We start from the raw sequence: 25,566 nt of genomic DNA on the forward strand, positions 1-25,566 counted from the left end.
CTCCCGCCCCACACCGGACTTCTCGTCTTCCAGCCCCTCAAGCGGCGGCACTGCGCCGAGTGCCGGCGAGGGCCGCTGCCGCTGCTCGTCCTCGAGGACGGTGTCCCGCGCTGCCTCGACTGTGCCGACCTCGGGCATCTGGTGTTCCTGCCGAGCGGCGACACGRCGCTGACGCGCAGATCGCGGGAGGAGAGCGCGCTGTCGGCGGTGGTCGTGCGGTTCAACCGGCGCAAGAGCCGTTACGAGCGGCAGGGCGTTCTGGTCGAGGAGGCGGCGCTCGCGAGGGCCGAGCAGCGGTGCCTCGAGGACGCCGAGGCGCGGCGGCGGCGCCGCGTGCGGGACGCGCGGCGGCGGGCGGCTCAGGACGCCGTGTTCGCCCAGGCGTTCGCGGCGGAGATACGGCGGCTGTTCCCCGGATGCCCGGCCGACCGTGCGTGGGCCATCGCCGCGCACGCCTCGGAGCGGGGCAGCGGGCGGGTGGGCCGCAGCGCGGCCGGGCGGGCGCTGACGGAGGGGGCGATGACCTCGGCGGTCGTGGCGTCCGTACGGCATCTGGACACGCCGTACGACCGGCTGCTGATGAGCGGGGTGCCGCGGCACGAGGCGCGGCGGCGGATCGCGGCGACGGTGGAGACGGTGCTGAGGGGGTGGACCGAGGCGGGGCTCGGTTCCGCCGGGTGACCCGGTCCGGGGCCGGTGGCGCCACCGTGGGCCGGAGGTTCGGCCGGAGGTTCGCCTGCACGGCAGTTGCCACGACATGCGGCGGAGGATCGCCCCCCTCGCCAGGCCACCACGACATGCGGCCGGAGAATCGCCCCCCTTGCCGGGCCGCCACGACATGCGATCGGAGGATCGCCCCGCTCGGCAGGTCGCCGCGGCGGCGCGGCCGGTCGGCCATACGGTGGCGCTCGCGTGCCGGGTGGCCACCGAGTCCTGGCCCCGGCCCTGCGTGGACCGTGGACGTACGCGTACGGCCCCGCGCCGCTGGGACGTACGCGTTCGGCGCCGCGCCGCTCGGCCACGGTCACCGTGCTCGTACGGGATTTCACTTGTGGTGAGGAAGGGTGCCGGGGCAGGATCCCGGCTCAACGGGTGGGAGAGGCTGACATGATCGACGGACCGTACTTCGTGGTGACGGTGCTGGGTGTGCTCGGGACCGGCCTGGTGGCCGGGGTGTTCTGTGGCTTCTCGACCTTCGTCATGCGGGGCCTCGCCACGCTGCCGCCGGCGCAGGGGGTCGCCGCGATGAACGCGATCAACGTGGCCGCGGTGACACCGCCCTTCATGGTCCTGTTCCTCGGGTCGGCCGTGCTGTGCGCGGTGATCGCCGTGGTGACGTTCGTGCTGTGGCCGGACGAGGGGACGGTGGAGCTGCTGGTGGGCAGCGCGCTGTACCTGTTCGGCTCGTTCGGGCTCACCGTGATCGCGAACGTGCCGCGCAACGACGCGCTGGCCGGGCTGGAGCCGGGCACGCCGGAGGCGGCCGCGTACTGGCCGGCGTATGTGCGCGAGTGGACGATGTGGAACCACGTCCGCACGGCCGCCTCGGCAGGTGCTGCGGTGGCGTACGTGCTGGCACTCACCTGAGCCCGCGGGCAGACGCTGTCCCGCCCTCCCGCGGGCGTGACCGCCCCCTGCGGGTGGGCCGCCGTGGACGTATCGTTGCCGGAAGGAGTGCCGCCCGACGACGCACGGCCTGTCACCCGCGCACGCAAGGAAGACGGCCATGGCCGACCCCAAGGGTTTCATGACCACCCCCCGCCAGGACTGGCCGCGCAGGCCCGTCGAGGAACGGGTCCGGGACTGGGACGAGGTCTATGTCCCGGGGGCGCTGCTGCCGATCATCAGCAAGCAGGCCGACCGCTGCATGGACTGCGGCATCCCCTTCTGCCACGAGGCCTGCCCGCTGGGCAACCTGATCCCCGAGTGGAACGACCTGGTGTCGAGGGAGGACTGGCGGGCGGCCGCGGACCGGCTGCACGCCACGAACAACTTCCCGGAGTTCACCGGCCGGTTGTGCCCGGCGCCGTGCGAGGCGGGGTGTGTGCTGGCGATCAACCAGCCGGCCGTCACCATCAAGAACGTCGAGTGCGCGATCGCCGACCGGGCGTGGGAGGAGGGCTTCGCGCCGTCGAGGCCGCCGGAGCGGCTGTCCGGCAAGACGGTCGCGGTGATCGGTTCGGGGCCCACCGGGCTGGCCGCGGCCCAGCAGCTGACCCGGGCCGGGCACACGGTCGCCGTGTACGAGAGGGACGACCGGCTCGGCGGGCTGATGCGGTACGGCATCCCCGCGTTCAAGATGGAGAAGCACCATCTGGAGCGGCGGCTGGAGCAGATGCGGGCCGAGGGGACCAAGTTCCGTACGTCGACGGTGGTCGGGCGGGACATCACGGGCGATGACCTGCGGACTCGCTACGACGCCGTGGTGCTCGCCACGGGGGCGACCGCGTGGCGTGAACTCGACGTGCCGGGGCGGGAGCTGACGGGCATCCACCAGGCGATGGAATACCTCCCGCTGGCCAACCGGGTGTGCGAGGGCGATCTGGAGACGTCCCCGCTGTCGGCCGCCGGGAAGCACGTCGTCATCGTCGGCGGCGGCGACACCGGGGCCGACTGCCTGGGCACGGCCGTCCGGGAGGGCGCCGCGTCCGTGACCCAGTTGGACATCTACGCGCTGCCGGACACCGAGCGCGACGAGGACGCCGAGCCCTGGCCGACGTATCCGGTGCGGATCTACCGGCTGTCGGCCGCGCACGAGGAGGCCCGTGACCTGCGGGCGGCCCCGGTGGCCGACGCGGACGCGCGGCTGTTCGCGGCGTCCACGCTGCGCTTCGACGGTGACGCGGCGGGCCATGTGCGGTCGCTGCACCTGGTCGAGGTGGACGCGCGGCGCCGCCCGGTGGAGGGCACCGGGCGGACGCTCCCCGCCGACCTCGTGCTGCTCGCCCTCGGCTTCTCCGGGCCCGACCGCAGGGACGGGCTCGTCGACCAGCTCGGGCTGGAAATGGAGCCCCGCGGCACGATCGCGCGTGACGCCGGGTTCGCCACGAACGTGCCCGGGGTGTTCGCCGCGGGGGACGCCGCCCGGGGCCAGTCGCTCATCGTCTGGGCGATCGCCGAGGGGCGGGCGGTGGCGGCGGCGGTCGACCGGTATCTGACGGGCAGTTCGAGGCTGCCGTCACCGATCGGACCGTACGACCGGCCCATGGCGGTGTAGAAGCGCCGCGTCCCCCGAGACGCCGGAGGGTCCCCCGAGACGCCGGAGCGTCACCGCTCGTCCGTCCCCGCCACCTTCCCCGTCGACAGCGCCACCCGGTTCCAGGTGTTGATCGTGCAGATCAGGGCGAGGACCTGGGCCAGTTCGCGCTCGTCGAACAACGCGGCGGCCTCTGCGTAGACCTCGTCCGGGACGCCCGCGTCGGCGACGAGCGTCATCGCCTCCGTGAGGGCGAGCGCCGCCTGCTCGCGCTCGGTGAAGAAGTGCCGGGCCTCGCGCCACACGGCGACCATGTGCAGCCGGTCCTCGCTCTCGCCGGCCTTGCGCGCGTCGTTGGTGTGCATGTGCAGGCAGTACGCGCAGTGGTTGAGGTGCGAGGCGCGGATCTGGATCAGTTCGACGAGGGCCGGGTCGAGGCCCTCACGGGCCGCGGCGTCGAAGGCGACGAGGGCCCGGAAGGCCTTCGGGGCGGACTTGGCGAACTCCAGCCGGGGCGCCTTCACCTGCGTGCTGTTCGTGCTCGTGTGTGTCGTCATGTCCCTCAACCTACGAGCCTGAAAGACCCGTTGTAGGGTGCATTTCCATGGCGACTTCGTGGGTCAATTCCGCGGAACGGATCGGGGCCGACCTGCATCTGGAGCTGACCGGGCCGGGCGGCCGGCGCGCGGCGCTGATCCGGGCCCTGCGGGAGGCCGTACGCAGCGGGCGGCTCGCTCCGGGCACGCGGCTGCCGCCGTACCGCTCGCTCGCGGCCGATCTCGGCGTCGCCCGCAACACGGTGGCCGACGCGTACGCGGAACTCGTCGCGGAGGGCTGGCTCACCGCCCGGCAGGGCTCGGGCACCCGGGTCGCGGAGCGTGCCGAGCCACTGCGGCCCGCCGCCCGCGTGCCCCGAAAGGCACCTCCACGCGCGCGTGGGCCCCGGCACGACCTGACGCAGGGCACGCCCGACGCCTCGTCGTTCCCGCGCACGGCATGGCTGGCCTCCTACCGGAGGGCGCTCCAGCAGGCGCCCAACGAGGTGTTCGGCCCGGGTGACCCGGCCGGCCGGATCGAACTGCGGGAGGCGCTCACGGAGTACCTGGCACGCGCGCGTGGGGTGCGCGCCGAGCCGGGCAGGATCGTGATCTGCTCCGGGTTCGCGCACGCGCTGCGGCTGCTGTTCGGAGGGGGCGTCCTGCGCGGGCCCCTGGCGGTGGAGGCGTACGGGCTCGGATTCCACCGGGAGGTCCTCGCGGCGGCCGGTGTGCGGACCGTGCCGCTCCCCCTCGACGAACACGGCGCCCGGGTCGACCGGTTGGGGCGCGAGCGTGCCGTGCTGCTCACGCCGGCGCACCAGTTCCCGACCGGCGGCCCGCTGCACGCCGCCCGCCGGGCCGCCGTGATCGACTGGGCACGCGCGCGTGGCGGGCTGGTCCTGGAGGACGACTACGACGGGGAGTTCCGGTACGACCGCAAGCCGGTCGGTGCCGTCCAGGGCCTCGACCCCGAGCGCGTGATCCACATCGGCTCGGTCAGCAAGAGCCTGTCGCCGGCGGTGCGGCTGGGCTGGATGGTGCTCCCGGAGCGGTACGTCGACGCCGTCCTTGCCGTCAAGGGGGACCGGGAGGCGTGGGCGAGCGTCCTCGACCAGCTGAGCCTCGCGGACTTCGTCGTCTCCGGGACGTACGACCGTCATGTACGGCGTATGCGGCAGCGCTACCGCGGCCGCCGGGACCGGCTCGTCGCGGCGCTCGCCGAGCACGCGCCGCACATCGAGGCCACCGGTATCGCGGCCGGGCTGCACGCGGTGCTGCGGCTGCCGCCCGGCACCGAGACGTCCGCGGTCAAGGCCGCCGCCTGGCAGGGCATCGCCCTCGACGGCCTCGCCGCGTTCCGGCACCCGGACACGGACATGACGGCGGGCGACGGCCTCGTCGTGGGGTACGCGACTCCCTCCGAGCACGCGTACGGGCGTGCCCTGGAGGCGCTGTGCCGTGCGCTGCCGCCGCCGTGACCGGCCCGTGAGCCCTCGGAAAACTAGGCCTTGCGTGCCACCGCCCCGTATCCCGGAATCACCCCGTCGTCCTGCCCGGGTACCGGCTCGCCCAGTTCGGGGTGCCAGCGGTGGGGTACCTCGACGCCGGGCTCGACGAGGTCGAGGCCGTCGAAGAAGCGGGTGAACTCCGCGCGGGAGCGCAAGGCCAGGGTGACACCGGCGGCGCGGAGCTTCTCGGTGGCCGCCTTGGACTCCTCCGGCGTGAAGTCGGCCGTGGCGTGGGTGATGACGAGGTAGCTGCCGGAGGGCAGTTCGGCGAGCAGCCGGCGGACCAGGTCGTGCGCGCCGTCCTCGTCGGGGACGAAGTGCAGCAGCGCGATGAGCGACAGCGCGACGGGCCGGGTGAAGTCCAGGACCTTCCTCGCGCCCTCCAGGATGGCGTCCGGGTCGCGCACATCGGCCTGGAGGTACTCGGTCGCCCCCTCGTCCGTGCCGCGCAGCAGGGCCGCCGCGTGGGCCAGCACGATGGGGTCGTTGTCGCAGTAGACGACCCGGGCGTCGGGGGCGGTCTGCTGGGCGACCTGGTGGAGGTTGGGCTCGGTCGGGATGCCCGTGCCGATGTCCAGGAACTGCCGTACGCCGTTCCCTGCCAGCCAGCGTGTGGCCCGGTGCATGAACGCGCGGTTGACCCGCGCCATGACCGGCACCCTGGGGTCGAGGGTGAGCATCTGCCGGCCCATCTCCTCGTCGACCGGGTAGTTGTCCTTGCCGCCGAGGTACCAGTCGTACATCCGCGCCGGATGCGGTCTGCTCGTGTCGATCGCGACGGCCGAGGTGGGGTCCTGCCCGGTCATGAGGCACTCCATAAGACACAAAGGGTGATCAATTCAGCACCAGCGTAAGGAGGTTGAGCCACAGAGAGCGGCAGAAGACGGCAGAGGGCAGCAGAATCGGCCATCACCTCAGGACAGCAGGAAGTCCGCTTCCCCCGCCTTCGCCCCTTCGATGAAGGCCGTCATCTCGTCCGTGGTGTAGATCAGCGCCGGACCGTCCGGGTCGGTGGACTGCCGCACGGCGATCCGGCCGTCGGCGAGCTTCATCGCCTCCAGGCAGTTCCCGCCGTTCCCGCCGCTCCACGGCTTGTGCCAGCCTTCGCTGCCCAAGTCGCGCGCGGGCATGCCGTTGTAGACGTGTTTGCGCGGCTTGATGCGATCCATTCACAGCTCCTTGCGGAGATCCCGGAGGATCTCCTTCGTGCGATGTGCCGTAGCGGCCTGCGCCGCCATGCGGTCCATGACCTCGAGGTGGGTCGCCACCTCGGCGCGCGCGTCGAGGTAGACCGCGCCGGTCAGGTACTCGCTGTAGACCATGTCCGGCAGTTCGGGCATGGCAAATCGGAACAGCACGAACGGCCCGTACGTACCCGGGTGCGGCCCACTGGCGAACTGGGCGACCTGCAACGTCACATTGGGCAGCTTCGTGGCCTCGAGCAGTCTGTCGATCTGGGCACGCATCACCTCCGGGCCGCCGACCGGGCGCCGCAGCACGGTCTCGTCCATCACGACCCACAGCCGGGGCGCGTCCTCGCGGGTGAGCAGTTCCTGACGCTGCATCCGCAGGGCGACATGGCGCTCGATGTCGTCGGGCCGGGTCTGGCCGATGGCGCCCGACCGGAGGACGCCGCGCGCGTACTCCTCCGTCTGCAACAACCCGGGGACGAAATGCGGTTCGTAGCTGCGGATGACGGCGGCCGCGCCCTCCAGGCTCACATACATCGAGAACCAGCCGGGCAGGATGTCGTGGAAACGCTGCCACCAGCCGGGCTTGTTCGCTTCCTCGGCCAGCAGGACGAAGGCGTCGGCCTCCTCGTCCGAGATTCCGTAGGCCTTCAGGAGCAGTTGCAGATACGGGATTTTGAGCGCGACCTCGGCCATCTCCATACGACGGACCGTGGCGGGGGCGACGCGGAGGATGCGGGCGGCCTCCTCGCGCTTCATCCCGGCGCGTTCCCGCAGGTCCAGCAGGCGCCGGCCGAGAACGACCTGGCCCACCGTCGGCGCGGACCGCGGTTCGCTCACGCTCCACCTCCACGAAGAGTTCTGACGAGCCGGCCACAAAAGAACGCTGACAGCCCGGCGGCGCCATTCGAAGACCGTTTCGAAGAGCCGAGTATCCGAACACGCGTTTCGAACATGTCTGCGACGATCTCAACTGGCGCCGCGAGAGGTGCTGTTGCGAGCAGTGTGCCACGGCCTTCCAGACCGTCACACAGCACTCTGCAATTTTCAGAGTGACACTTGCCAAGTGTTCACGGCGGGGCGATAGTGGCAAGCGTGATTCCGTCCGCGCCCTTAGGAACAGACGCCGCCGCAGGCCCTCTCGGCCTGGGTGCCACCTCGGAAGCAAGCCCCGTCGGGGCCGCTGCCGAGCGCCGGTTCCGTTTCGAGCTGGCCGCACATCCGGGTTCTCCCGCACAGGCCAGACGCCTGACGCGGGCCCGGCTGACCGGCTGGTCGGTGTGCGAGGACACCTGCGACAGCGCGGCCCTGGTGGTTTCCGAGCTGGTCACCAACGCCATCGTGCACACGGCGAGCACGCACATAGTGTGCGAGCTGCACGACGGGGACGACCTGGTCCGGATAGCCGTGCGTGACGAGGGCTGCGCCCCGGGCCAGCCCCACGCGGCCGGCCGCACCCGGCCCGAGGAGGAGCACGGGAGGGGACTGCTTCTCGTCGACGCCCTCTGCGACGCCTGGGGTGCCCATGAGCACGGCCCCGGGCTGCTGGTCTGGGCCGAGCTGCCGCGCACGGCGGACACCCCGGGCGAGGCGGCGCAGCCCCGGAACGACCTGGGCTGGGGCACCCGTCCCAAGCCGGGGCCGTCCGACGACTCGGGCGACGGGGACGAAGCAGACCGGGCGCGCCATGCGAAGGGCGCCCAGGAGGTTCCCCCGCAGGAGCGACGCCGAGAGCGGGGACCGGCATGAGCCGCGGACGCGGTGGCCGCGTCCTGAACCTGGACACCCTGACCCGCCTCCGGCGCGAGCTACGGACGGCGGGTCCGACGCTGCGGCTGCCCGTCCCCGACGGCATGACCGCCCCGCTCGGCTGCGACGCGGTCGCCGTACCCGCCCGTTTCGGCCCGCTGGTCATGCCCCGGCTGCCCCGCGTGGGCTGCGTCTACGCCGACGAGACGCACTGGTGGTGGCTGGTGCCGTCCGACTCCGACCACGCCCTGGAGTGGCCCGCCCCGGCGCAGTACGCCGCCGGCGCGGTCGTCCCGGACGTCCCCGAGCTGCCCGAACTGATCCACCGCCCGGACGGCAGGCTGCCGTACACCCCGCCGATACCGCTGTATCTCGCCCTGTGCCGCGTGACGGGGACCGCTCCGGCCTGGTCGCGGCCGGTCAGCGCCTAGGGCTCGTCCAGCTTGTCCGGCTCGTAGGGCACGGCTCTGCCGAGGCATACGCACCACCCCTGCGACTCCGCGCCGCCCCACGCTTCCCCCGGCCGGGTCGTGCGCCCGCGCGCCTCCGGCGCCCCGGGCTGCGCCCTGCCCGGGCGGCCTCCGCCCCCGCGATAGTGACCGTTCGGCCAAGAGCGGGGCACAAACAGGGAGGTCGGTCGACGGTGGCGAAGAAGCGGACCGCGCCGGAGGTGTCCGAGTCGGAGCGGCTGCTCTTCGGCGGACCGCTGCGCTACGACATGGGCTGGAACCAGCACGCCGACGCGTTCCTGGAGCTGAACTTCCGCGCCATGATCAGCCGGCTGCCGTCCCTGCTGGCGTCCAGTCTCCGGCTCGCCCGGCAGGCCGACCGGGGCGCCGCGCGGGTCGTGCTGGCCGCCGAGGCGGGCCGGGGCGTGGCGCAGGCGGTGGCACTGCTCGCGGTCAACAGCGTGCTGGCCCGGCTGATGGGCGGCGGCCCGATCGACGACCGGCTGCGCGGCGCCGTCCCCGCGCTGGTCACGGTGGCCGCCGTGATGCTGCTCGCGGCGCTGCTGCGGGCCGCGAGCACCTACGCCACCGGACGGCTGGAGCCGAAGGTGGAGCGGGTGGCGACCGAGCGGTACCTGGAGCGGGCAGCGGCCGTCGAGCTGGCCGCGATCGAGGACCACGCCTTCCACAAGCTGCTGGACACCGCGCAGTACGGGGCGGCCTCCGCCCGCCGGATGATCATGTACGGGACGCGTGTGATCAACGCGATGATCTCGCTGGTCGCGGCGGCCGGTGTCCTGACCGTGCTGCACCCGGCGCTCCTGCCGCTGCTGGTGACGATGACGCTGCCGAGCGCCTGGAGCGCGCTGACCGTCGCCCGGCGGCGCTACGAGTCCTTCCACGCCTGGGTGCAGCACGCCCGTGCGGGCCGGCTGCTCGGCAATCTGCTGATCGAGCCCGAGGCGGCCCCCGAGATCCGGGTGCACGGGGTGGGCGCGTTCCTGCTGCGGCACTTCCGCGCGATGTCGGAGACGGCGGAGGCCGAGCAGGCCCGGCTGGCCGGGCTCGCCGCCCGCACCGGCCTGATCGCGGCGGCGTGGACGGGCCTGGCGACGGTGGCGACGTACGCGACGCTCGGCGGGCTGCTGCTGGCCGGGGCGATGGCCCTCTCGGTGGCGGGTACGGCCGTGATCGCGATCCGGACCGGCTCGCAGAGCCTCGACACGCTCGTCGTGGAGGTCAACGCGCTGCACGAGGAGGCCCTCTTCGTCGGCGACCTGCAACGGCTGTATACGGAGGCGGCCCAGCGGGCCATCCCGGCGGGCGGCCTGCCGCTGCCGGAGAACCCGCGCGAGATCCGCTTCGAGAACGTCACGTTCCGTTACCCGGGCGACTCCGCCCGCCCCGCCCTCGACGACGTGTCGCTCACCCTCCCGCTGGGCCGGATCGTGGCGCTGGTCGGCGAGAACGGCTCCGGCAAGACGACCCTGGTCAAGCTGCTCGCCGGGCTCTACACGCCGGAGAAGGGGCGGATCCTGTGGGACGGCGTGGACGCGGCGACCGCCGACCGGCACCGGCTGGCCGAGCGGATCGCGATGGTGGCGCAGGACTTCAAGCGGTGGCCGTTCACGGCCCGGGTGAACGTCGCCCTGGGGCGCACGTCGGTGCCGGTGTGCGAACAACGGCTGGCCGAGTCGATCGCCGAGGCCGGGGCCGAGACGGTGATCGCGGACCTGCCGCGCGGGCTGGACACGCTGCTCGCCCGCAACTTCAGCGGCGGGCACGAACTGTCGGGCGGCCAGTGGCAGCGGCTGGGCATCGCCCGGGCGGCCTACCGCAGGGGCCGCATCCTGATCGTGGACGAGCCGACGGCGGCCCTGGACGCCCGGGCCGAGCTGGAGGTCTTCGAGCGGATCCGCGCCCTGGCCGACAGCGGCCAGACGGTCGTACTGATCACGCACCGGCTGGCGTCCGTACGCCACGCCGATCTGGTGCACGTCCTGGACCAGGGCCGGCTCGTGGAATCCGGGGCTCCGGAGGAACTGCTGGCGACCGGCGGTCTCTACGCCGAGCTGTACGCGCTCCAGGCGGAGCAGTTCGCCACGTCACCCACCACGGTCCCGCCGGTCCAGCCGGTCCCCAAGATGCCGTCGCCGAAGGCGGGCTGAGCCATGCCCCCCTCGGGGCACGCGTCAGGCCGCGGCGTCGGCACCGTCCCCGCTGCGCACGATCACCAGGAACATGTCCGTCGCGAGGTCCATGACGACCTCGGCAGGCAGGCCCTCCAGACGCCGCGCCTGCGCGAACTCCTCCGCCGGCCAGGAGCCACGCGGCCCACCGGCGGGAAAGCTCTCGAGCACTGTTCGCCCGTTCACCCTGCACCTCCATGTCGCGCTGTACTCGTAGAGTTAAACGCCAACCATGGGGTGAACGGCTCGCGAAGTGACGGTTCTGAGACGTAGTTGACACTCGTTCACCGCCGAGTGTGACAAACCTCTCAGCCCTTTGGCCGATCTGTTCACTTTCCGTATCAGTCGTCGTACTCGTCGTGATACCTGATGCGCTCACTTCCCGCAGGTGCCCCAAGGGCCGACGCGCGCCCCTTGGGGTCCTCCCACTCCTCCTGGCGGCCCAGTGCGGTGAGGTCAAGCAGGCTGGTGGTCGAGCCGAGGCCGTCGAGGCCGCGCTCATACGTCGAGTAGGTGTGGAAGACCCGGTCGCGGTCCCGCAGGAAGCAGCTCAGGCCGGGGCGCTCGACGAGCTCGCCCTCGCATTCGAGGGTCACCTCGAAGTCGTGGTTGAAGTCGCTGTCGTAGGACGAGTACCAGGGCACCGTCCAGCCCATCCGCGCCTTGAACGGCAGGATCTTCGGGTACGGCGCGCGGGACACGGCCGCGAACGACGTACCGCGGGCCTCGAGATGGGCGAGATGCCCTATTTGGTCCAGGAATCCGGAGCAGCTGCGGCAGCCGGCGTCCCACTCGGGCGCGAACATGAAGTGGTAGACGACGAGCTGGTGCCGGCCCTCGAACAGGTCGAGCAGGGTGGCCTTGCCGTCCCCGCCCTCGAACACGTACTCCTCGTCGACCTCCACCATGGGCAGTCCGCGCCGCTCGGCGTTGAGCGCGTCCCGCGCGCGGGTGGCGGCCTTCTCCTTGACCAGCAGTTCCGCGCGCGCCGCGCGCCACTGCTCACGCGAGACGATCTCCGGAAGCGACATGGGCCCTCCTGTGGCAACGGTCCGTCCGTGGGTGGTGACCGGCGGGAGCGACGGAACTCATCGCTGCCCCGGAGGGAATTTCGGAGGGAAGGAATGTCGCCAGGGGTCTTCCGGAACGTCAGGTGTCGTAGTCCTGGATGCGCCGGCCGTGGCTGCGGTCGACGAGGGCGGGCAGGCGCTCCTCCAGTTCCCGTACCACCGCCGGCACGTCGATCGTCAGCAGCGTCCGGTCGCGCATCAGGATCCGTCCGTCGACGATCGTGGTGCTGACGTCGGCGGAGCGGGCGCTGTGCACGAGGGTGGCGGCGAGGTCGTGGACGGGCTGGGTGTGCGGTCCGGTGAGGTCGACCAGGACGATGTCCGCCCGCCGCCCCGGCGCGATGCTGCCGACGCTGTCCCCCAGACCCACGGCACGGGCGCTCTGGAGGGTGGCGTGGTGCAGGGCCTGGCGGGAGGTCAGCCAGCGCGGGTCGCCCTCGGAGGACTTCTGGACCAGGGAGGTGAGGGCCATCGACTCCCACACGTCGAGGGAGTTGTTGGAAGCGGCACCGTCGGTGGCGAGCCCGACGTCGACGCCGATGTCGCGCAGGGCGCGGACCGGTGTGGTGTCGGGCCAGGCGAACTTGAGGTAGCCGCGGGGCGCGGTGGCGACGGCCGTACGACCGGGCGCCCGCTGCAGGACGGGCAGGTCGCGGTCGGCGATGCCGGTGCCGTGGGCGAGGAGCACGTCCGTGTCGAGGATGCCGGTGCGTTCCAGGACCTCGATCGGGGTGACGCCGTGGCGGGCGAGGCTGGTCTCGGTCTGGTCGCGGTTCTCGGCGGCGTGCAGGTGCACGGGCAGGCCGTGTTCGCCGGCGAGCCGGGCGGTGGCGGCGAGGTCGGTGTCGTCGACCGTGTAAGGGGAGTGCGGGGCGAGGGCGGTGGTGACGCGGCCGTCGGCAAAGCCGCGGTGCCGGAGCGCGAACTCCAGTGACCGCTCCCGGCCTTCGGGGCCCAGGGAGGAGAAGTAGGCCTCCCCCAGCAGCGCCCGCATGCCGCAGTCCGCGACCACTCGCGCCACCGCGTCCATGGCGAAGTAGTGGTCGGCGAAGCAGGTGACGCCGGCACGGATCATCTCGGCGCAGGCGAGCCGCGCCCCCGACTCGACGTCCCTCTCCGTGAGGTTGGACTCCACGGGCCAGACGACGTCGTTGAACCACTCCTGGGTGGGCAGATCCTCGGCGAGGCCGCGCAGCGCGACCATCGGCGCGTGCGTGTGACAGTTGATCAGACCGGGCAGGGCGACCTGGCCCCGGGCGTCGAGGCGTTCGGCGGCGGCCAGGCCCGCGACCCCGGCGGTGGTCGTCACCGCCTCGACGACGCCGTTCCGTACGACGATCGCGGCGTCCTCCTCGAACCCGATGCGCTCTTGATCGTCGTGCACGAGGACGGTACATGCGCTGATGATGAGAGATGCGGGACTGTCCGCGGCAGAAGGCGTCATCGCGCCAACGTACGACGAGGTCGTAGGGCGGCATGAGCCGAACCGCACATCCCGTCGCGGCTCTGTCGCGGGGCGGGCCGGGCGAGCACCCTGGTCCCACCACCCCGCCTGTCGGCTTCTGAAAGGAGCCCGGCATGCTCCTCGGCACCTGGAACCTGGAGAACCTCTACCGGCCCGGCGGCCCGTACGGCCCCGAGGACGAGGCGGCGTACGGGGCGAAGCTCGCCGCGCTCGCCGCCGTGATCACGGAACTCGACCCGACGCTGCTGGGCGTGCAGGAGGTCGGGGACCCCGAGGCCCTGAAGGACCTGGCGGGGATGCTCGACGACGACTGGCATCTCGCCCTGTCCGAGCATGCGGACAGCCGGGGCATACGGGTCGGGTTCCTGAGCCGTACGGCCGTGACGGTGCTGGCCGACACGACGGCGTTCCCGGCGGAGCTGCGTCCCGTGCAGGTGGACGACTCGGGGGTGACGGTGGCGCGGGCGGGGCGGGGCTTTCTCGCCGTGGAGGTCGAGGACGGGCCGCTGCGGGTGGCCGTCTGTCACCTGAAGTCGAAGCTGCTGTCGTACCCGGACGGCCGGTTCCAGCCGCGCGACGAGGGCGAACGGGCCCGGTACGGCGCCTACGCCCTGTACCGGCGGGCCGCCGAGGCGACGGCCCTGCGCGCCCTCGCGGACGAACTCCTGGACGGCGACGGGCAGGGCAGGGACGTGGCCGTACTGGGCGATCTCAACGACGAGGTGCAGGCCGCGACCACACAGATCCTGCTCGGCCCGCCCGGCTCGGAGATCGGCACGCCGGGCTACGAGAAGGCCGACAAGGGCGACGCGACCCGGCTGTGGGACGTGGCCCCGCTCATCCCGCCCGGGCAGCGCTACTCCCGCGTGAACTCCGGGCGGCGGGAGCTGATCGACCATGTGCTGGTGAGCCACCGCCTGGTGCACCGGGTGACGACGGCAGGCACGGGCCTGCCCGGCGAAGGCCCGCCCGGTCTGCCGTCGGTCGGCCCCGACCCGGCGCAGCGGCGGGGCGCGCCCGGGTCGGACCACGCGCCGGTGTGGGTGCGGATCGGGGGCTGAGCACCATCGACGTCCCCGAGCGCCTGACCTGGGCGGTGCAGATCCTCGACCCGGCGGCCGACGACCGGGTGCTGGAGATCGGCTGCGGCCGGGGGGTCGCCGTCGCGCTGATTTGCGACCGCCTCGTCACGGGCACCGTCACCGGGATCGACCGCTCCGCCAAGGCCGTCGAGGCGGCACGCCGCCGCAACAGCGACGCGCTCGCCACCGGAAGGGCCGCCTTCCACACCGTGTCGCTGGAGGACGCCGACTTCGCCACCGGCTCCTTCGACAGGATCCTGGCCGTCAATGTGAACGTCTTCTGGACCCGCCCGGCGGACCGGGAACTTGCCGCGCTGAGGCGCTGGCTGACGCCAGGAGGCCTGCTGTGCCTGTGCTGGGAACCGCCGGACGGGAAGCGGGCCGGGGAGATCGCCGCGAAGGTGGAACCGGCGGTCGCGGGGCACGGGTTCGCGACCGAGGTGCGCCGGGCAGCGACCGCGCGGGGCGGCGACCTGGTGGGGGTGTTGGGCAGGGCGATCGGGCCCGGGCGGCTATCCGGCGAGGGACGTCCCGGGAGGTCGTAGCCCCACCCGCTCGACCGGTCCGGCGAGTTCGTCGAGGAGGGCGGTGAGGCGCTCGGTGTGCTCGGGGCCGATCCTTCCCGTGTCGTCGAGGTGGACGGCGCAGGCGGTGGTGGTGTCGACGAGGCGTTCGAGGAGGTCGGCCACCTCGTCCGCGCCCTCGGTGTGCCGGGCGAGGGCGGGCAGTTCGTGCGCGGACAGGGAGATGGCCGTCCGGGCCTCGGCGAGAGTGCGGTAGGCCTCGCGGCGCAGGGTCCAGCGGGTGGCGCGGTGGTCGGAGGGGGTGACGCGGCGCTCGGAGGCGGTGGCGCGGTGGCCGGTGGGCGCGGCGCTGTGCTCGGATGCGGTGGCGCGGTGGCCAGATGGGGTGCCGGCGGTCGCACGGTGGTCGGAGGGGGTGCCGGGGCGCTCGGACGGCGTGCCGGAGGTGCCGCGGCGCTCGGACGGCGTGCCGGCGGTGCCGATGCGTGGGGTGTCGGCCTCGTCGAGGACGTGGGTGAGGTAGGCGTACGCGGCCTCGCTCGCCGCGGCGAGCCGGGCGCGCACTCCCCCGCCCCGCTGCCCCGGCATCGGCAGGTGCCCGACGATCAGCACGATCGCGCAGGCCAGCAGCGTCTCGCCGATCCGCCCCATGGAGGCCTGCGGCTCGCCGCCGACCATGACCAGGGCGAGGACGAGGACGGTGACCACGGCGGTCTGGGCGGCGAAGTGCCGGGTGGCGACGGGGATGAGCGCTCCACTGAGGGCGACGAGCGCGATGAGCCCTTCCGGCCGGGGCAGGACGGCGGCGAATCCGGCGAAGAGGACGGCGCCGAGCACGGTCCCCGCGGCCCGGTTCAGTACGCGCGAGGCCAGCGGTCCCAGGTCGGGCTTGACGAGGAAGACGGCGGTGGCCGGCAGCCAGTACCAGTGCTCGTGCTGCCCGTACCACTGGCCTTGGTGCAGGGCCTGGGCGGCCGCCGAACTGGCCCCGAAGCAGAGGGCGACACGCAGTCCGTACTCGCGTCCGGCGCTGCCGAAGGCGGCGCGCAGCCGGTCCCTGGGCGTACGGGGCCGGGTGTGCAGATCGCCGCCCCTGCCCTGGTCGAACACCTCGGCGGCGTGCAGGAGGGCGTCGTCGAGGGCGCGCAGCGCGGGCGCCGAGCGGGAGGGTGCGGGAAGGGGCCCGGTGTGGCTGTTGCCGCGTACGGCGGCGGCGAGCCGCCGGGGTCCCTCGGAGGCCCGCTTCGCGACGGCCTCTCCGGCCCACGCCAGCGCGGTGGCGGCCTCGGCGAGGGGCAGGGCGGCGGCGTACTGCGCGTGCAGCCGCCGCTCGGCGGAGGAGGAGGCGTACCGCCGCAGCCGGGGCCCGGCGAGGGCGTCCTGCGCGTGGTCGAGGGCGGCGGTGAGCGCGGCCCGGCGGCGGATGGCCTCGGGCCCGCCGACGGCGTCGAGCAGCTCGGCGACGGCGTCGTACACGGCGGCGACGGCCTTCCGTTCCCCGTCGAACCGGAAGTCCCCGGCGAGGGAGCCGGGCGTGGGCAGCACGAGCCGGAGCACGAGCAGCCACCCGGCGCCCGCGACGTAGGCGAGCGCACGTTCCCACCCCGGCTCGGGCAGGGGCATCCCGGCCCCGATCGCCGAGGCGACGAGCAACTGCGTCCCGACGGCGGACGCGACGGGCCCGATCGCGCTGATGCTCCCGGCGACGAGCCCGATGAACGTGAGGATGACGGTCAGCACGACCGCGCCGGTCTGCTGCCCGGCGTAGGTCCCGGCCACCATCCCCAGGGCACCGCCCAGCGCGGGCACCCCGATCCGCTTGACCGAGGCCCGCCGGCTCCCGGGCCGGTCGTTGATCCCGGCGAGCATGGCGGCGATGGCGGCGACGACCCCGAGCGAGGTACGCCCGACCTGCACGGCCACCAGCAACAGCGGCCCCGCGGACAGAGCCCCCCGCGTCACCGCGCTCCAGGGCACCGGCCCCCGCTGAGCGCGCAGGGCATGCGCGAGCCAGGGCGGCGGCTTGGGAAGGACACGGCGGGACCGGGACACAGGGCTCCTGTCGACTCGTCGAGGGCAGGGGTGGGCCTCGGGCGACGGTGGCCGGGCGGGGGTGTGGGTGCCCACGGTAGGCCGGGTTCCTGGAGGGAAGGTTTCCGGAACGTGACGGAGTCCGGGAAAGCCGGGTTCTTTATGAACGCAATCGCTTGATGAACGCATCGCCTTATGAACTTGTGAACGCAATCGGCGACGACCGTACCCGGTCAGTTCCGCGCTGCCTCCACGGCCCGGTTCAGGAGCGTCTCCACGTCGGTGATCCTCTGCGTGAGCTCGTCCGGAGCGCTGGTGAGGCTCCCCAGGAGCGCGTCCACGCCGCGCAGACCCGCCCGCGCGACGAGGCCCTTCTCGTTGGTCACCCACTCCCCCCGAGCCGCCAGCACCGCGTGCGCCGTCTGCGTCGCGGCGAGGGCGATCGCGCCCGCGATCTGAGTGACGGCGCCTTTCGGGGCGTGGCCGGCCTTGGCGTAGGCGAGCGTGGCCGCGGCCATGCCGTGCCAGTGGGCCGGGGCGGTCTCGCGCAGTGCCGGCGGGTAGGCCGCGGGTCGCGGCAGTTCGCCCCGCAGCACCTTGTCGATCGCCAGTTCGGCGGCGAGCAGGTACGTCGGGATGCCCGCCAGGTGGAACATCAGCGGCTCGACCCGGAAGCGGCCCTGCTCCGCTTCCGCCACCTCGTGTTCGACGACGTCGAGATCGCGGTAGTGCACGTCCACGCGCCGGCCGTCGACGGTCAGCCAGGCGCCGCCGTTGAAGACGCCGCCGCCCCACGCGCCGAGCTCGGAGACCTCGCCCTCCCAGCCGACCGCGCGGAGGTCGTCCGGGTCGAAGGCTCCCCGGTAGTAGATCGCCAGGTCCCAGTCGCTGTCCGGGCGTTCGGTGCCCTGGGCGCGGGAGCCGCCCAGGGTGACGGCCCGGACGRCGGGGAGGACGGCGAGGCGGTCGGCGGTGGTGTCGAGGAAGGTCTGGTCCGGGAGGGTGGGCACGCACGGCTCCTCGGCGGGCGGGGTGACGGGGGTCTGGTGCAGCGTAGGGGGACCACCTGGTCGGGGTGAACCGAAATACGGGTGCGTCCGCGCGCCGGGGTCTCGCATGATCGGTGGGTTGCCCTCGGCTGCCGCCCGTAGATCGGAAGATCGGAGACCCCCGTGATCCAGCGAGTCACTGTCCCGAGCCTGTTTCCGCCGCCCACCTACTCCCACGCCTCCGTCGTGGAGGCCGGCACAAGACTCGCGTTTCTCGCCGGGTCCGTTCCCCTGGACGCCGACGGCGAGCTCGTCGGTCCCGGAGACCCCGTGCGGCAGGCCGAGCAGGTGATCGACAACCTTCGCGAGCAGCTGCGCGCCGTCGGCAGCGATCTGGCGCACGTCGTTGCGACCGACGTGTACGTCGTGGGCAGTGAGCCGGCCGTGCTGTCGGCCGTCTGGGAGGTCGTCGAGGCGTCCGGGCTCAGTGCCGGTCCGCACTCCTCGACGCTGATCGGCGTGGCGTGCCTCGGATACACGGGACAGCTGGTGGAGATTACGGCGACAGCGGTCGTGCCGGGCGAGCCGCCGGCCTGAGGCCTGAGGAGAACGCCATGTTGATCGAGCACCGAGGGCGGCGCCCCGTCGTCCCCGAGTCCGCGTACGTCGCCCCGACGGCCGTCCTGTGCGGGGCCGTGGTCCTCGGTGAGCGCAGCCGGGTGCTGCACGGGGCCGTGCTCACCGCCGAGGACGGGGAGGTGCGGGTGGGCTCGGACGTCGTCGTCATGGAGAACGCCCTGGTGCGGGGGCGGGCCCGGCATCCCGCGGTGATCGGTGACGCGGTGCTCGTCGGCCCGCACGCCCATGTGAACGGGGCGACCCTGGAGGACGAGGTCTTCGTGGCCACCGGTGCCTGCGTCTTCCCGGGAGCCGTCGCGAGCGCCGGGTCCGAACTGCGGATCCACAGCGTGCTGCACGTCAACTCCGTGCTGCCGCCCGGCACCGTCCTGCCCATCGGCTGGATCGCGGCGGGAGCGCCCCGGGCCCGGCTCTTCGCCCCCGGCGAGCACGACGAGCTGTGGCAGGTGCAGGAGGCGCTGGACTTCCCCGGCACGGTGTACGGCATCCCGCGCGGCACCTCGATGCGTGAGGTGATGGCCCGCCAGGTGGAGTTGTACGGGGCTCACCGCGACGACCTCCCGCTCGACGGCGTGTCCCCCCACGAGGGACCGTGAGCTACTGCCGGTGTTCCGGCCGCCCCCACACCCGCCGTTTCGCCAGCGGCTCGGCGTAGCTCCCCACCCGGCTCGTCGTCAGCCCCAGCGCCACCAGCGACTCCGCCAGTTTCACCGCCGCGGCGACCCCGTCGACGACGGGCAGGCCCAGCTTCTCCCCGACCACCCGCTGCAACCCCGTCATCCCGGCGCAGCCCAGCACCAGCACCTCGGCCCCGGCCGCGCACGCCCGCTCGGCGGCGGCCAGGAACGCCGTCTCGGTGCGCTCGTCGTCGCCGAGGTCGAGCACGTTGAGGCCCGTGCCGACGATCGCGGCGCAGTTCCGCGCCACGCCCGCCGTCTCCAGGCTGTCCTCGATCTGGCCGACGGACCTGCCCAGCGTGGTGACGACGCCGTAGCGGCGGCCCAGCAGACAGGCCAGATGTGCTGCCGCCTCGGTGATGTCGACGACCGGTGCGCCCACCAGTTCCCGGACGCCCTCGCGCCCGTGCTCCCCGAAACCGGCCATGACGACGGCGTCGTACGGCGGTCCGTCGTAGGTCCGCAGGATGTCCAGGACGGCGGCGGCGGACAGGTAACTGTCGAGCCAGCCCTCCGCGGACTCCGGCCCCCATGCGGGGGTCAGTCCGGTCACGGTGGTGCCCGGGCCTGCGGCGGCCCGGGCACCTCGTACGATCTCCTCGGTCATCTCCTGCGTGGTGTTGCAGTTGGTGACGACGATCCGCACGTCTCTCAGACCTCCACGGCCACGCGCTCGGCGGCACGTTCGCTGCGGCACAGGACCGCGTACAGCCCGGCCGCGAGGGCCGTGCCGATGAACCAGGAGTACGGCGCCACGTCGCTGAAGTCCTTCACCAGCGCGAGCACCGCCGCGACTCCCGCCGCCGGCAGGAAGGCCCACAGTGCCTTGGGGTTGACGCCCTTGCGGTAGTGGTAGCGGGAGCCGGGGGTGGCGTCGAACAGTTCGTCCACGTTCACGCGGCCGCGCTTGACCCAGTAGTAGTCGAGCATGATCACGCCGAACAGCGGGCCGAGGAAGGCACCGAGGCCGCCGAGGAAGTAGTTCACGACGGTCGGGTTGGAGAAGAGGTTCCAGGGCGTGACGAGCAGGGCAGCCACCGTGCTGATCATGCCGCCGACCTTGAAGGTGATCTTCTGCGGCCAGACGTTGGCGAGGTCGTACGCCGGGGAGACGAAGTTGGCGACGATGTTGACGCCCATGGTGGCGATGGCGAAGGTCAGCGCGCCCAGCACCAGCACCCACGTGTTGCCGATCTCGGCGACGAGGTAGGCCGGGTCGGTGATCTCCTTGCCGAACACCTCGAACGCGCCCGCCGTGACGATGACCGACACGATCACGAAGGCCGTGGAGTTGACGGGCAGGCCCCAGAAGTTGCCGCGCCTGACCGACTTGTAGTCGGGCGAGAAGCGGGAGAAGTCGCAGAAGTTGAGCATCAGCGTGCCGTAGGTGGCCAGGACCAGGCCGATCGCGCCGAACCACTGACGCCACTGCTCCCCGACGGAGACGGGGTGCGGGGTCGAGGTGAGCGAGATCGTCCAGCCGGCCTTGGCGAGGATCCACACGGCCAGCGCGATCATCACGAGCCAGATCGCCGGACCGCAGAAGTCCTGGAACTTGCGGACCGATTCCATGCCCCGGCTGATGATCGCCGCCTGCACCAGCCACAGCGCGATGAAGGAGACCCAGCCGAGCGCGTCCAGCCCGAGGAACGAGTTGTGCGTCCACGACTCCAGGCCGGGCCAGGCCGCGAGCAGCATCACGTTGACGGCGACGGAGGCCAGGTAGGTCTGGATGCCGTACCACATGATGGCGATCACGGCCCTGATCAGCGCCGGGATGTTGGCGCCCCAGACGCCGAAGGCGATCCGGCTGACGACCGGGAAGGGGACGCCGTGGCGCTGCCCGATCTTCCCCATCCAGTTCATGCCGATGTAGATGATCACGAAGCCGACGAGCAGGGACGTGAAGATCTGCCAGACGTTCATGCCCAGGAAGAGCAGCCCGGCGGCGAAGGTGTAGTTGCCGAGGTTGTGGACGTCGGACATCCACATGGCGAAGAGGTCGAAGACCTTCCAGTTGCGCTTCTTCGCGGGCGCGAGGTCTTCGTTGGTGAGCCGGGGATCGGGGACGAACGCTGGGGTGCCGGTGGGTGCGGCACGGTCGGCGAGGGACACGGGGCCTCCAGGAGCGAGGGGACGTCGGAGGACTGCTCTGTGAGGGAATGCGGTGCGGGGTCCGCTCTGCGGGGGGGGTTTTGGTATACCAAAGCCCGGTCATGGTCCCGCCGTCAACGGTTCTGACCGATGTCGCTCTCGTTAACGCTCCGTAAAAGACGCCTCGCCTCGGCGAGGATGGTCTCCATGACGAAGATCGAACCTCTTGGAGCGGTGCGCGAACGCGTCACGGCCGAGCTGCGGCAGGAGATCATCGCGGGCAGCCTCCGTCCCGGCGACCGCCTGGTCGAACGCGAGCTGGCGGAACGCTTCGGCGTCTCGCGCGTTCCGGTCCGGGAGGCGATCCGGGCGCTCGTCGCCGAGGGCTTCGTCCACTTCGAGACGCCCCGCCGCACGGTCGTACGCCGTCTCACCCCGAACGACGTCAAGGAACTGTTCGAACTGCGCGAGGCCCTGGAGGTCTACGCCGCCGGACTCGCCGCCTCCCGCGCGACACCGCAGGACCTGGCCGAGGTCCGGGGGCTCCTCGACCGCGCGGCCGCCGCCACCGGGGCCGGGGACGCCGAGCTGATCACGGACCTCAACAGCCGCCTGCACGACCGCATCGTGGCGATGGCCGGCAACAGCCTGCTGACCGAGGCCCTGGAACCGGTCGCCGGCCGGCTGCGCTGGATGACCCGGCGCAACGAGGAGTGGCCTCAGCTCCTCGTGGAGCACCGGGAGCTGTACGAGGCGATCGCCTCGGGCGACCCGGACCGGGCCCGCGCGCACGCGCTCACACACGTACGGACCAACTACCGCTCCACGGTGCGGCATCTGTTCGGGGAGGAGGCTCCCTAGCCGCTTTCGGTGGGCAGTTCCGCCGCCCGCGCGGCCGTCCGCAGAACGTCGCGCAGCATCTCCGGGGTGAGCCGGCCGGTGAAGGTGTTGCGCTGGCTGACGTGGAAGCAGCCGAAGAGTTCCAGGCCGTCCAGGCGGTACCGGACCCCGTGGCCGAAGGCGGGCCGCGGCCGGGGCACGGACCAGCCCGCCTCGGCGAACGCGGGCAGCGCGGCCTGCCAGCCGAAGGCGCCGAGCACGACCACGGCCCGCAACGTCGGACGCAGCAGCCGCAGTTCCTGCACGAGCCAGGGGCGGCAGGTGTCCCGCTCCTGAGGGGTGGGTTTGTTCGCGGGCGGTGCGCAGTGCACGGGCGAGGTGACGCGCACGCCGTACAGTTCCAGGCCGTCGTGGGCGTGCTCGGCGGTGGGCCGGGAAGCGAGGCCGACGTCGTACAGCGCCTCGTACAGGACGTCCCCCGAGCGGTCGCCGGTGAACATCCGGCCGGTGCGGTTGCCGCCGTGGGCGGCGGGGGCGAGTCCGACGATCAGCAGCCGGGCGTCCGGCGGCCCGAACCCGGGCACCGGCCGCCCCCAGTACGTCCAGTCCGCATAGGCGGCTCGCTTGACCCGGGCCACCTCCTCGCGCCAGGAGACCAGCCGCGGGCAGGCCCGGCAGTCCGTGATGCGCCGGTCGAGGAGAGGGAGACCGCTGGCGTCCATCACTCCACGGTAGGCGCAGGCGGGGGTCGTGGTCGTCGTGGGGAGGCGGGTCCCTCGGCCCGGTCCGGACGCCCCGGTGCGCGGTTCAGCCGGTGGTCGCGACCGGCGTGGACCGGACGCCGGCGCGCCGGAGCCAGAGCCGGGCGCCGGACAGCAGCACGGCACCGGTCAGCAGCCAGGGCAGCGGCCCCGACGGCAGCGCCCCGACGGCCAGTCCGGTGAGCGCGCCGACCAACTGCTGTGCGAGGGACTGGACGGACAGGGCGGTGGCGCGCTGCGCGCTGGTGACGCGGCGGTGCAGCAGGTCGTTCCCGTTCGGGGAAGCCGCACCGATGCCGAGGTGGAACAGGCAGAAACCGACGACCGCGAGGGCCGTGCCGAGCAGGTGCGTGGTGGACGCGGTGGCACCGAGCAGCAGCACGCCGCCCGCACAGCCCCCGAGACAGACCAGTACGGCCCGTTCACCGCTGCCCGCGACCCGGGCGGCGAGCGGCGCGAGGTGACTGCCGACGCCGCCGCAGACGAAGCCGGCGCAGGAGAGTGCGGCATAGGCCATCGCGCCGGAGCCGGTCGCCCCGGTCACCGCCACGGTACGGCCCGGCATGAGCAGTTCGATGGCGGCCAGGGCGCTGCCGACGGCCGCGGCGGTGAGCAGGACCCGCCGGACCAGCGCGTCACGTCCGCCCAGCCGCAGTCCGCCCAGGACGGTGACCGGGACGCCGCGCAGCACGGAACGCAGGGTGGCCGGAGGTCGCGGCGGCTCCCGCAGGACGGTCAGCACGTAGCAGACGAAAACGACCCTGACCGCGGCTCCCAGCAGCACGGGAACGGACAACGGCAGCACCGCCCCGGACGTCGCCTCGCTCAGCCGGGCGCCGAGATCGGGCCCCACGCCGAGCAGCCAGGGCAGGGCACCGCCGAGCAGGATGCCGGCCGCGAGTGCGGCGGAGGTCGCGGAGCCGCCCCGGGCCAGTCCCGTCCGCAGCTCGGCGTCGGGGCCGGAGTGCGCCTGGACGGTGTCGACGTACCAGGCCTCGGCGGTACCGCTGGCCAGGGCACGGGCCGCGCCCATGAGCACCATGCCGGCCGTGAGTACCCAGGCGGTCGTGCCGAGGCCGACCAGGGCGAAGGCGACCACGTTGAGGGCACCGGCCATGGCGAGGACCGGCCGGCGCCCGAGGACGTCCGAGAGGCCGCCCGTGGGCAGCTCCAGCGCGGCCACGGTCAGCGAGTGAGCGGCGAAGAGCCCCGCCACCGCCGCGAGGGACATGCCGCGCTCGCTGAAGAGAAGGACCAGCGAGGCCATACCCAGGCCCGGCGGCAGCCATAAGAGCGCGCAGACGGTGACGTACCGGCGGCGAACGGTCTGCATCCCGGGCACCTCTGGCGCCTCTTGCGGCTCTCGCAGCTTTGTCATGAGGCGCTGTCCCCATCCGTGTCCTCACGGTCGTGCGGGGCGAGCGGCAGACCGGCCGTGAGGAGCACGACGTGCTCGGCGCGCGGATCCTCCGCGTCCCGGGCGGTCAGTTCCTCCAGCTTCCGGGCGACCGTGTCCCAGAACTCGGTGAGCGACTCGGCCGTCAGGCGGGGCATGAGGTCGCTGATCCCGGACGGCTCCACCCACTCCGGGCCCAGCCGCCCGGCGGCCATGTCCGCCTCGTGCCGGGCGAGGGACGTCTCCAGGTGCTCCAGCTGCCGCCGCCGCGCCAGGCTGACGAAGGCACGGCCCGCATCGGAGGACTCCATCGCCTCGTTGCTCCAGGACGTCACGGTGTGCCGGGCCCGCCAGCGCCGCTCCCGCCCGTCCCGATGCTCGGCCTCGGCGATGAACGCGTACTTCGCCAGCACCCGCAGGTGGTAGCTGGTCGACGCCGACGACTCCCCCGTCCGCGCGGCGAGCTCACTGGCCGTGGCGGGCCCGTCCTGCCGCAGCAGCCCGAGCAGCTTGATGCGCAGGGGGTGGGTGAGGGCCTTCAGGGCATCGGTGTCGTGCTCGGGATCGAGTACGCGCCTGTGCTCGTCGCTGTCCATGCCGGGAGGGTAGGCCGCCGCCAGCAGTTACCAAAAGAGTTTTGCAAAACTTGTTTTGCGAAACCTATGGAGGGCAATTGCCTGCCCGGACGGCCCGAGAACAGATGACGCGAAGGACTAAGGTCGGGGACATGGCTTCTGAAGGCGCGGAGTACGACGAAGCGGACGACATGAAGGCCGTCGACCCCAAGGCCGTGGACCCGAAAACCGCGGACCCGAAGGTCGCAGACCCGAAGGCCGCGGACCCTGAGACCGTGGACCCGAAGACCGTGGACCCGAAGGTCGCGGCGGCGATCGCTGCCGCCGAGGCCGCCGGGCCGCAGAGCGGCGGGACCGTACGCGTCGACAGCTGGATCTGGGCCGTACGCCTCGTCAAAACCCGTTCCCTGGGCGCCACCGCCTGCCGGGGCGGACACGTCCGCGTCAACGGCGAGCGGGTGAAGCCCGCCCACGCCGTGCGCGTCGGTGACGAGGTGCGCCTGCGGCACGACGGCCGGGAACGGGTCGTCGTCGTCACACGGCTGATCCGCAAGCGGGTCGGCGCCCCCGTGGCCGCCCAGTGTTACATCGACAACTCCCCGC

At 72.7% G+C, this 25,566-nt stretch carries 27 protein-coding genes; 13 read left to right on the top strand and 14 right to left on the bottom strand.

The features are described from left to right. From CA983_RS16595 to CA983_RS16605, 3 genes are all read left to right on the top strand, one after another. Positions 1-681: DUF2293 domain-containing protein (locus tag CA983_RS16595; protein WP_208636981.1), on the top strand; the 681-nt coding region annotated here is incomplete at its 5' end. Positions 682-1,107: 426 nt separating this feature from the next. Then, positions 1,108-1,587, top strand: a complete 480-nt coding sequence (locus CA983_RS16600; RefSeq protein WP_086601682.1) for an anthrone oxygenase family protein — start codon at positions 1,108-1,110, stop codon at positions 1,585-1,587. A 139-nt stretch (positions 1,588-1,726) separates the two neighbouring features. Beyond that, complete coding sequence (locus tag CA983_RS16605; protein WP_086601683.1) at positions 1,727-3,217, top strand: glutamate synthase subunit beta; 1,491 nt, start codon at positions 1,727-1,729, stop codon at positions 3,215-3,217. Positions 3,218-3,267: 50 nt separating this feature from the next. Here the strand turns inward: CA983_RS16605 and CA983_RS16610 are convergent, their stop codons facing one another. Beyond that, positions 3,268-3,753, bottom strand: a complete 486-nt coding sequence (locus tag CA983_RS16610) for a carboxymuconolactone decarboxylase family protein (protein WP_086601684.1) — start codon at positions 3,751-3,753, stop codon at positions 3,268-3,270. A 47-nt stretch (positions 3,754-3,800) separates the two neighbouring features. Between CA983_RS16610 and pdxR the strand changes: the two genes are divergently transcribed. After that, positions 3,801-5,213, top strand: a complete 1,413-nt coding sequence (pdxR, locus tag CA983_RS16615) for a MocR-like pyridoxine biosynthesis transcription factor PdxR (RefSeq protein WP_086601685.1) — start codon at positions 3,801-3,803, stop codon at positions 5,211-5,213. A gap of 23 nt (positions 5,214-5,236) precedes the next feature. On the opposite strand, the gene CA983_RS16620 is transcribed toward pdxR, so the two are convergent. The 3 genes from CA983_RS16620 to CA983_RS16630 form a co-directional block, all read right to left on the bottom strand. Continuing rightward, the gene (locus tag CA983_RS16620) at positions 5,237-6,049 is read right to left on the bottom strand and encodes an SAM-dependent methyltransferase (RefSeq protein ID WP_086601686.1); all 813 of its coding nucleotides are present in this window, start codon (positions 6,047-6,049) and stop codon (positions 5,237-5,239) included. A gap of 108 nt (positions 6,050-6,157) precedes the next feature. After that, positions 6,158-6,412, bottom strand: coding sequence for a DUF397 domain-containing protein (locus tag CA983_RS16625; RefSeq protein WP_020277664.1), 255 nt, complete (start codon positions 6,410-6,412; stop codon positions 6,158-6,160). After that, on the bottom strand, positions 6,413-7,273 hold the full coding sequence (locus CA983_RS16630; RefSeq protein WP_086601687.1) for a helix-turn-helix domain-containing protein: 861 nt from the start codon (positions 7,271-7,273) through the stop codon (positions 6,413-6,415). 246 nt (positions 7,274-7,519) lie between these two features. On the opposite strand from CA983_RS16630, the gene CA983_RS16635 reads away from it, so the two are divergent. The 3 genes from CA983_RS16635 (at position 7,520) to CA983_RS16645 (ending at position 10,799) form a co-directional block, all read left to right on the top strand. Then, positions 7,520-8,182 (top strand): ATP-binding protein, encoded by a 663-nt coding sequence (locus tag CA983_RS16635; RefSeq protein ID WP_244206930.1) that lies wholly within the window; start codon positions 7,520-7,522, stop codon positions 8,180-8,182. Beyond that, positions 8,179-8,613: a hypothetical protein gene (locus CA983_RS16640; RefSeq protein ID WP_086601689.1), complete on the top strand. Its 435-nt coding sequence runs from the start codon at positions 8,179-8,181 to the stop codon at positions 8,611-8,613. The genes CA983_RS16635 and CA983_RS16640 overlap by 4 nt, the downstream gene beginning before the upstream one ends. A 212-nt stretch (positions 8,614-8,825) precedes the next feature. Next, complete coding sequence (locus CA983_RS16645; protein ID WP_086601690.1) at positions 8,826-10,799, top strand: ABC transporter ATP-binding protein; 1,974 nt, start codon at positions 8,826-8,828, stop codon at positions 10,797-10,799. A 24-nt stretch (positions 10,800-10,823) separates the two neighbouring features. On the opposite strand, the gene CA983_RS16650 is transcribed toward CA983_RS16645, so the two are convergent. The 3 genes from CA983_RS16650 to CA983_RS16660 all read right to left on the bottom strand — a co-directional run bounded on the left by CA983_RS16650 (position 10,824) and on the right by CA983_RS16660 (position 13,334). Next, positions 10,824-11,006 (bottom strand): hypothetical protein, encoded by a 183-nt coding sequence (locus CA983_RS16650; RefSeq protein ID WP_037674458.1) that lies wholly within the window; start codon positions 11,004-11,006, stop codon positions 10,824-10,826. Positions 11,007-11,161: 155 nt separating this feature from the next. Continuing rightward, on the bottom strand, positions 11,162-11,851 hold the full coding sequence (locus tag CA983_RS16655) for a DUF899 domain-containing protein (RefSeq protein ID WP_086601691.1): 690 nt from the start codon (positions 11,849-11,851) through the stop codon (positions 11,162-11,164). 118 nt (positions 11,852-11,969) lie between these two features. Then, a complete protein-coding gene (locus CA983_RS16660; protein ID WP_086601692.1) occupies positions 11,970-13,334 on the bottom strand; it encodes an amidohydrolase in 1,365 nt (454 codons plus the stop codon). Positions 13,335-13,468: 134 nt separating this feature from the next. Here CA983_RS16660 and CA983_RS16665 point away from each other — a divergent pair, with 134 nt between their 5' ends. Then, the gene (locus CA983_RS16665) at positions 13,469-14,416 is read left to right on the top strand and encodes an endonuclease/exonuclease/phosphatase family protein (protein WP_086601693.1); all 948 of its coding nucleotides are present in this window, start codon (positions 13,469-13,471) and stop codon (positions 14,414-14,416) included. Then, positions 14,395-14,982, top strand: a complete 588-nt coding sequence (locus CA983_RS16670; RefSeq protein ID WP_086601694.1) for a class I SAM-dependent methyltransferase — start codon at positions 14,395-14,397, stop codon at positions 14,980-14,982. The genes CA983_RS16665 and CA983_RS16670 overlap by 22 nt, the downstream gene beginning before the upstream one ends. Here CA983_RS16670 and CA983_RS16675 read toward each other — a convergent pair. Both CA983_RS16675 and CA983_RS16680 read right to left on the bottom strand, forming a co-directional pair. Further along, positions 14,950-17,013 (bottom strand): FUSC family protein, encoded by a 2,064-nt coding sequence (locus CA983_RS16675; RefSeq protein ID WP_086601695.1) that lies wholly within the window; start codon positions 17,011-17,013, stop codon positions 14,950-14,952. The genes CA983_RS16670 and CA983_RS16675 overlap by 33 nt on opposite strands. Before the next feature lie 212 nt (positions 17,014-17,225). Then, on the bottom strand, positions 17,226-18,002 hold the full coding sequence (locus CA983_RS16680; RefSeq protein ID WP_086601696.1) for a nucleotidyltransferase domain-containing protein: 777 nt from the start codon (positions 18,000-18,002) through the stop codon (positions 17,226-17,228). Positions 18,003-18,164: 162 nt separating this feature from the next. On the opposite strand from CA983_RS16680, the gene CA983_RS16685 reads away from it, so the two are divergent. Together CA983_RS16685 and CA983_RS16690 are read left to right on the top strand one after the other, a co-directional pair. Continuing rightward, complete coding sequence (locus CA983_RS16685; RefSeq protein ID WP_086601697.1) at positions 18,165-18,578, top strand: RidA family protein; 414 nt, start codon at positions 18,165-18,167, stop codon at positions 18,576-18,578. Between the two features lie 17 nt (positions 18,579-18,595). Beyond that, entirely contained in the window at positions 18,596-19,216 is a 621-nt protein-coding gene (locus tag CA983_RS16690) for a gamma carbonic anhydrase family protein (RefSeq protein WP_086601698.1), read from the top strand. Between the two features lies 1 nt (position 19,217). On the opposite strand, the gene CA983_RS16695 is transcribed toward CA983_RS16690, so the two are convergent. Continuing rightward, positions 19,218-19,943, bottom strand: a complete 726-nt coding sequence (locus CA983_RS16695) for an aspartate/glutamate racemase family protein (RefSeq protein WP_086601699.1) — start codon at positions 19,941-19,943, stop codon at positions 19,218-19,220. Positions 19,944-19,948: 5 nt separating this feature from the next. After that, positions 19,949-21,412 (bottom strand): NCS1 family nucleobase:cation symporter-1, encoded by a 1,464-nt coding sequence (locus tag CA983_RS16700; RefSeq protein WP_086601700.1) that lies wholly within the window; start codon positions 21,410-21,412, stop codon positions 19,949-19,951. A 177-nt stretch (positions 21,413-21,589) separates the two neighbouring features. Between CA983_RS16700 and CA983_RS16705 the strand changes: the two genes are divergently transcribed. Then, positions 21,590-22,252 (top strand): GntR family transcriptional regulator, encoded by a 663-nt coding sequence (locus CA983_RS16705; protein WP_086601701.1) that lies wholly within the window; start codon positions 21,590-21,592, stop codon positions 22,250-22,252. Here the strand turns inward: CA983_RS16705 and CA983_RS16710 are convergent. From CA983_RS16710 to CA983_RS16720, 3 genes are all read right to left on the bottom strand, one after another. Continuing rightward, positions 22,249-22,953 carry a uracil-DNA glycosylase gene (locus CA983_RS16710; RefSeq protein ID WP_086601702.1) on the bottom strand — a complete coding sequence of 235 codons (705 nt, stop codon included), beginning with the start codon at positions 22,951-22,953 and terminating at the stop codon, positions 22,249-22,251. The two genes, CA983_RS16705 and CA983_RS16710, sit on opposite strands and share 4 nt — an antisense overlap. A gap of 85 nt (positions 22,954-23,038) precedes the next feature. Beyond that, positions 23,039-24,325 carry an MFS transporter gene (locus CA983_RS16715; RefSeq protein ID WP_244206932.1) on the bottom strand — a complete coding sequence of 429 codons (1,287 nt, stop codon included), beginning with the start codon at positions 24,323-24,325 and terminating at the stop codon, positions 23,039-23,041. Positions 24,326-24,366: 41 nt separating this feature from the next. Continuing rightward, the gene (locus CA983_RS16720) at positions 24,367-24,984 is read right to left on the bottom strand and encodes a helix-turn-helix domain-containing protein (RefSeq protein ID WP_086601704.1); all 618 of its coding nucleotides are present in this window, start codon (positions 24,982-24,984) and stop codon (positions 24,367-24,369) included. Positions 24,985-25,115: 131 nt separating this feature from the next. Between CA983_RS16720 and CA983_RS16725 the strand changes: the two genes are divergently transcribed. Then, positions 25,116-25,566: RNA-binding S4 domain-containing protein (locus CA983_RS16725; RefSeq protein WP_244206935.1), on the top strand; the 451-nt coding region annotated here is incomplete at its 3' end.

The organism is Streptomyces swartbergensis (assembly GCF_002148965.1).
Taxonomy (GTDB): Bacteria; Actinomycetota; Actinomycetes; order Streptomycetales; family Streptomycetaceae; genus Streptomyces; species Streptomyces swartbergensis.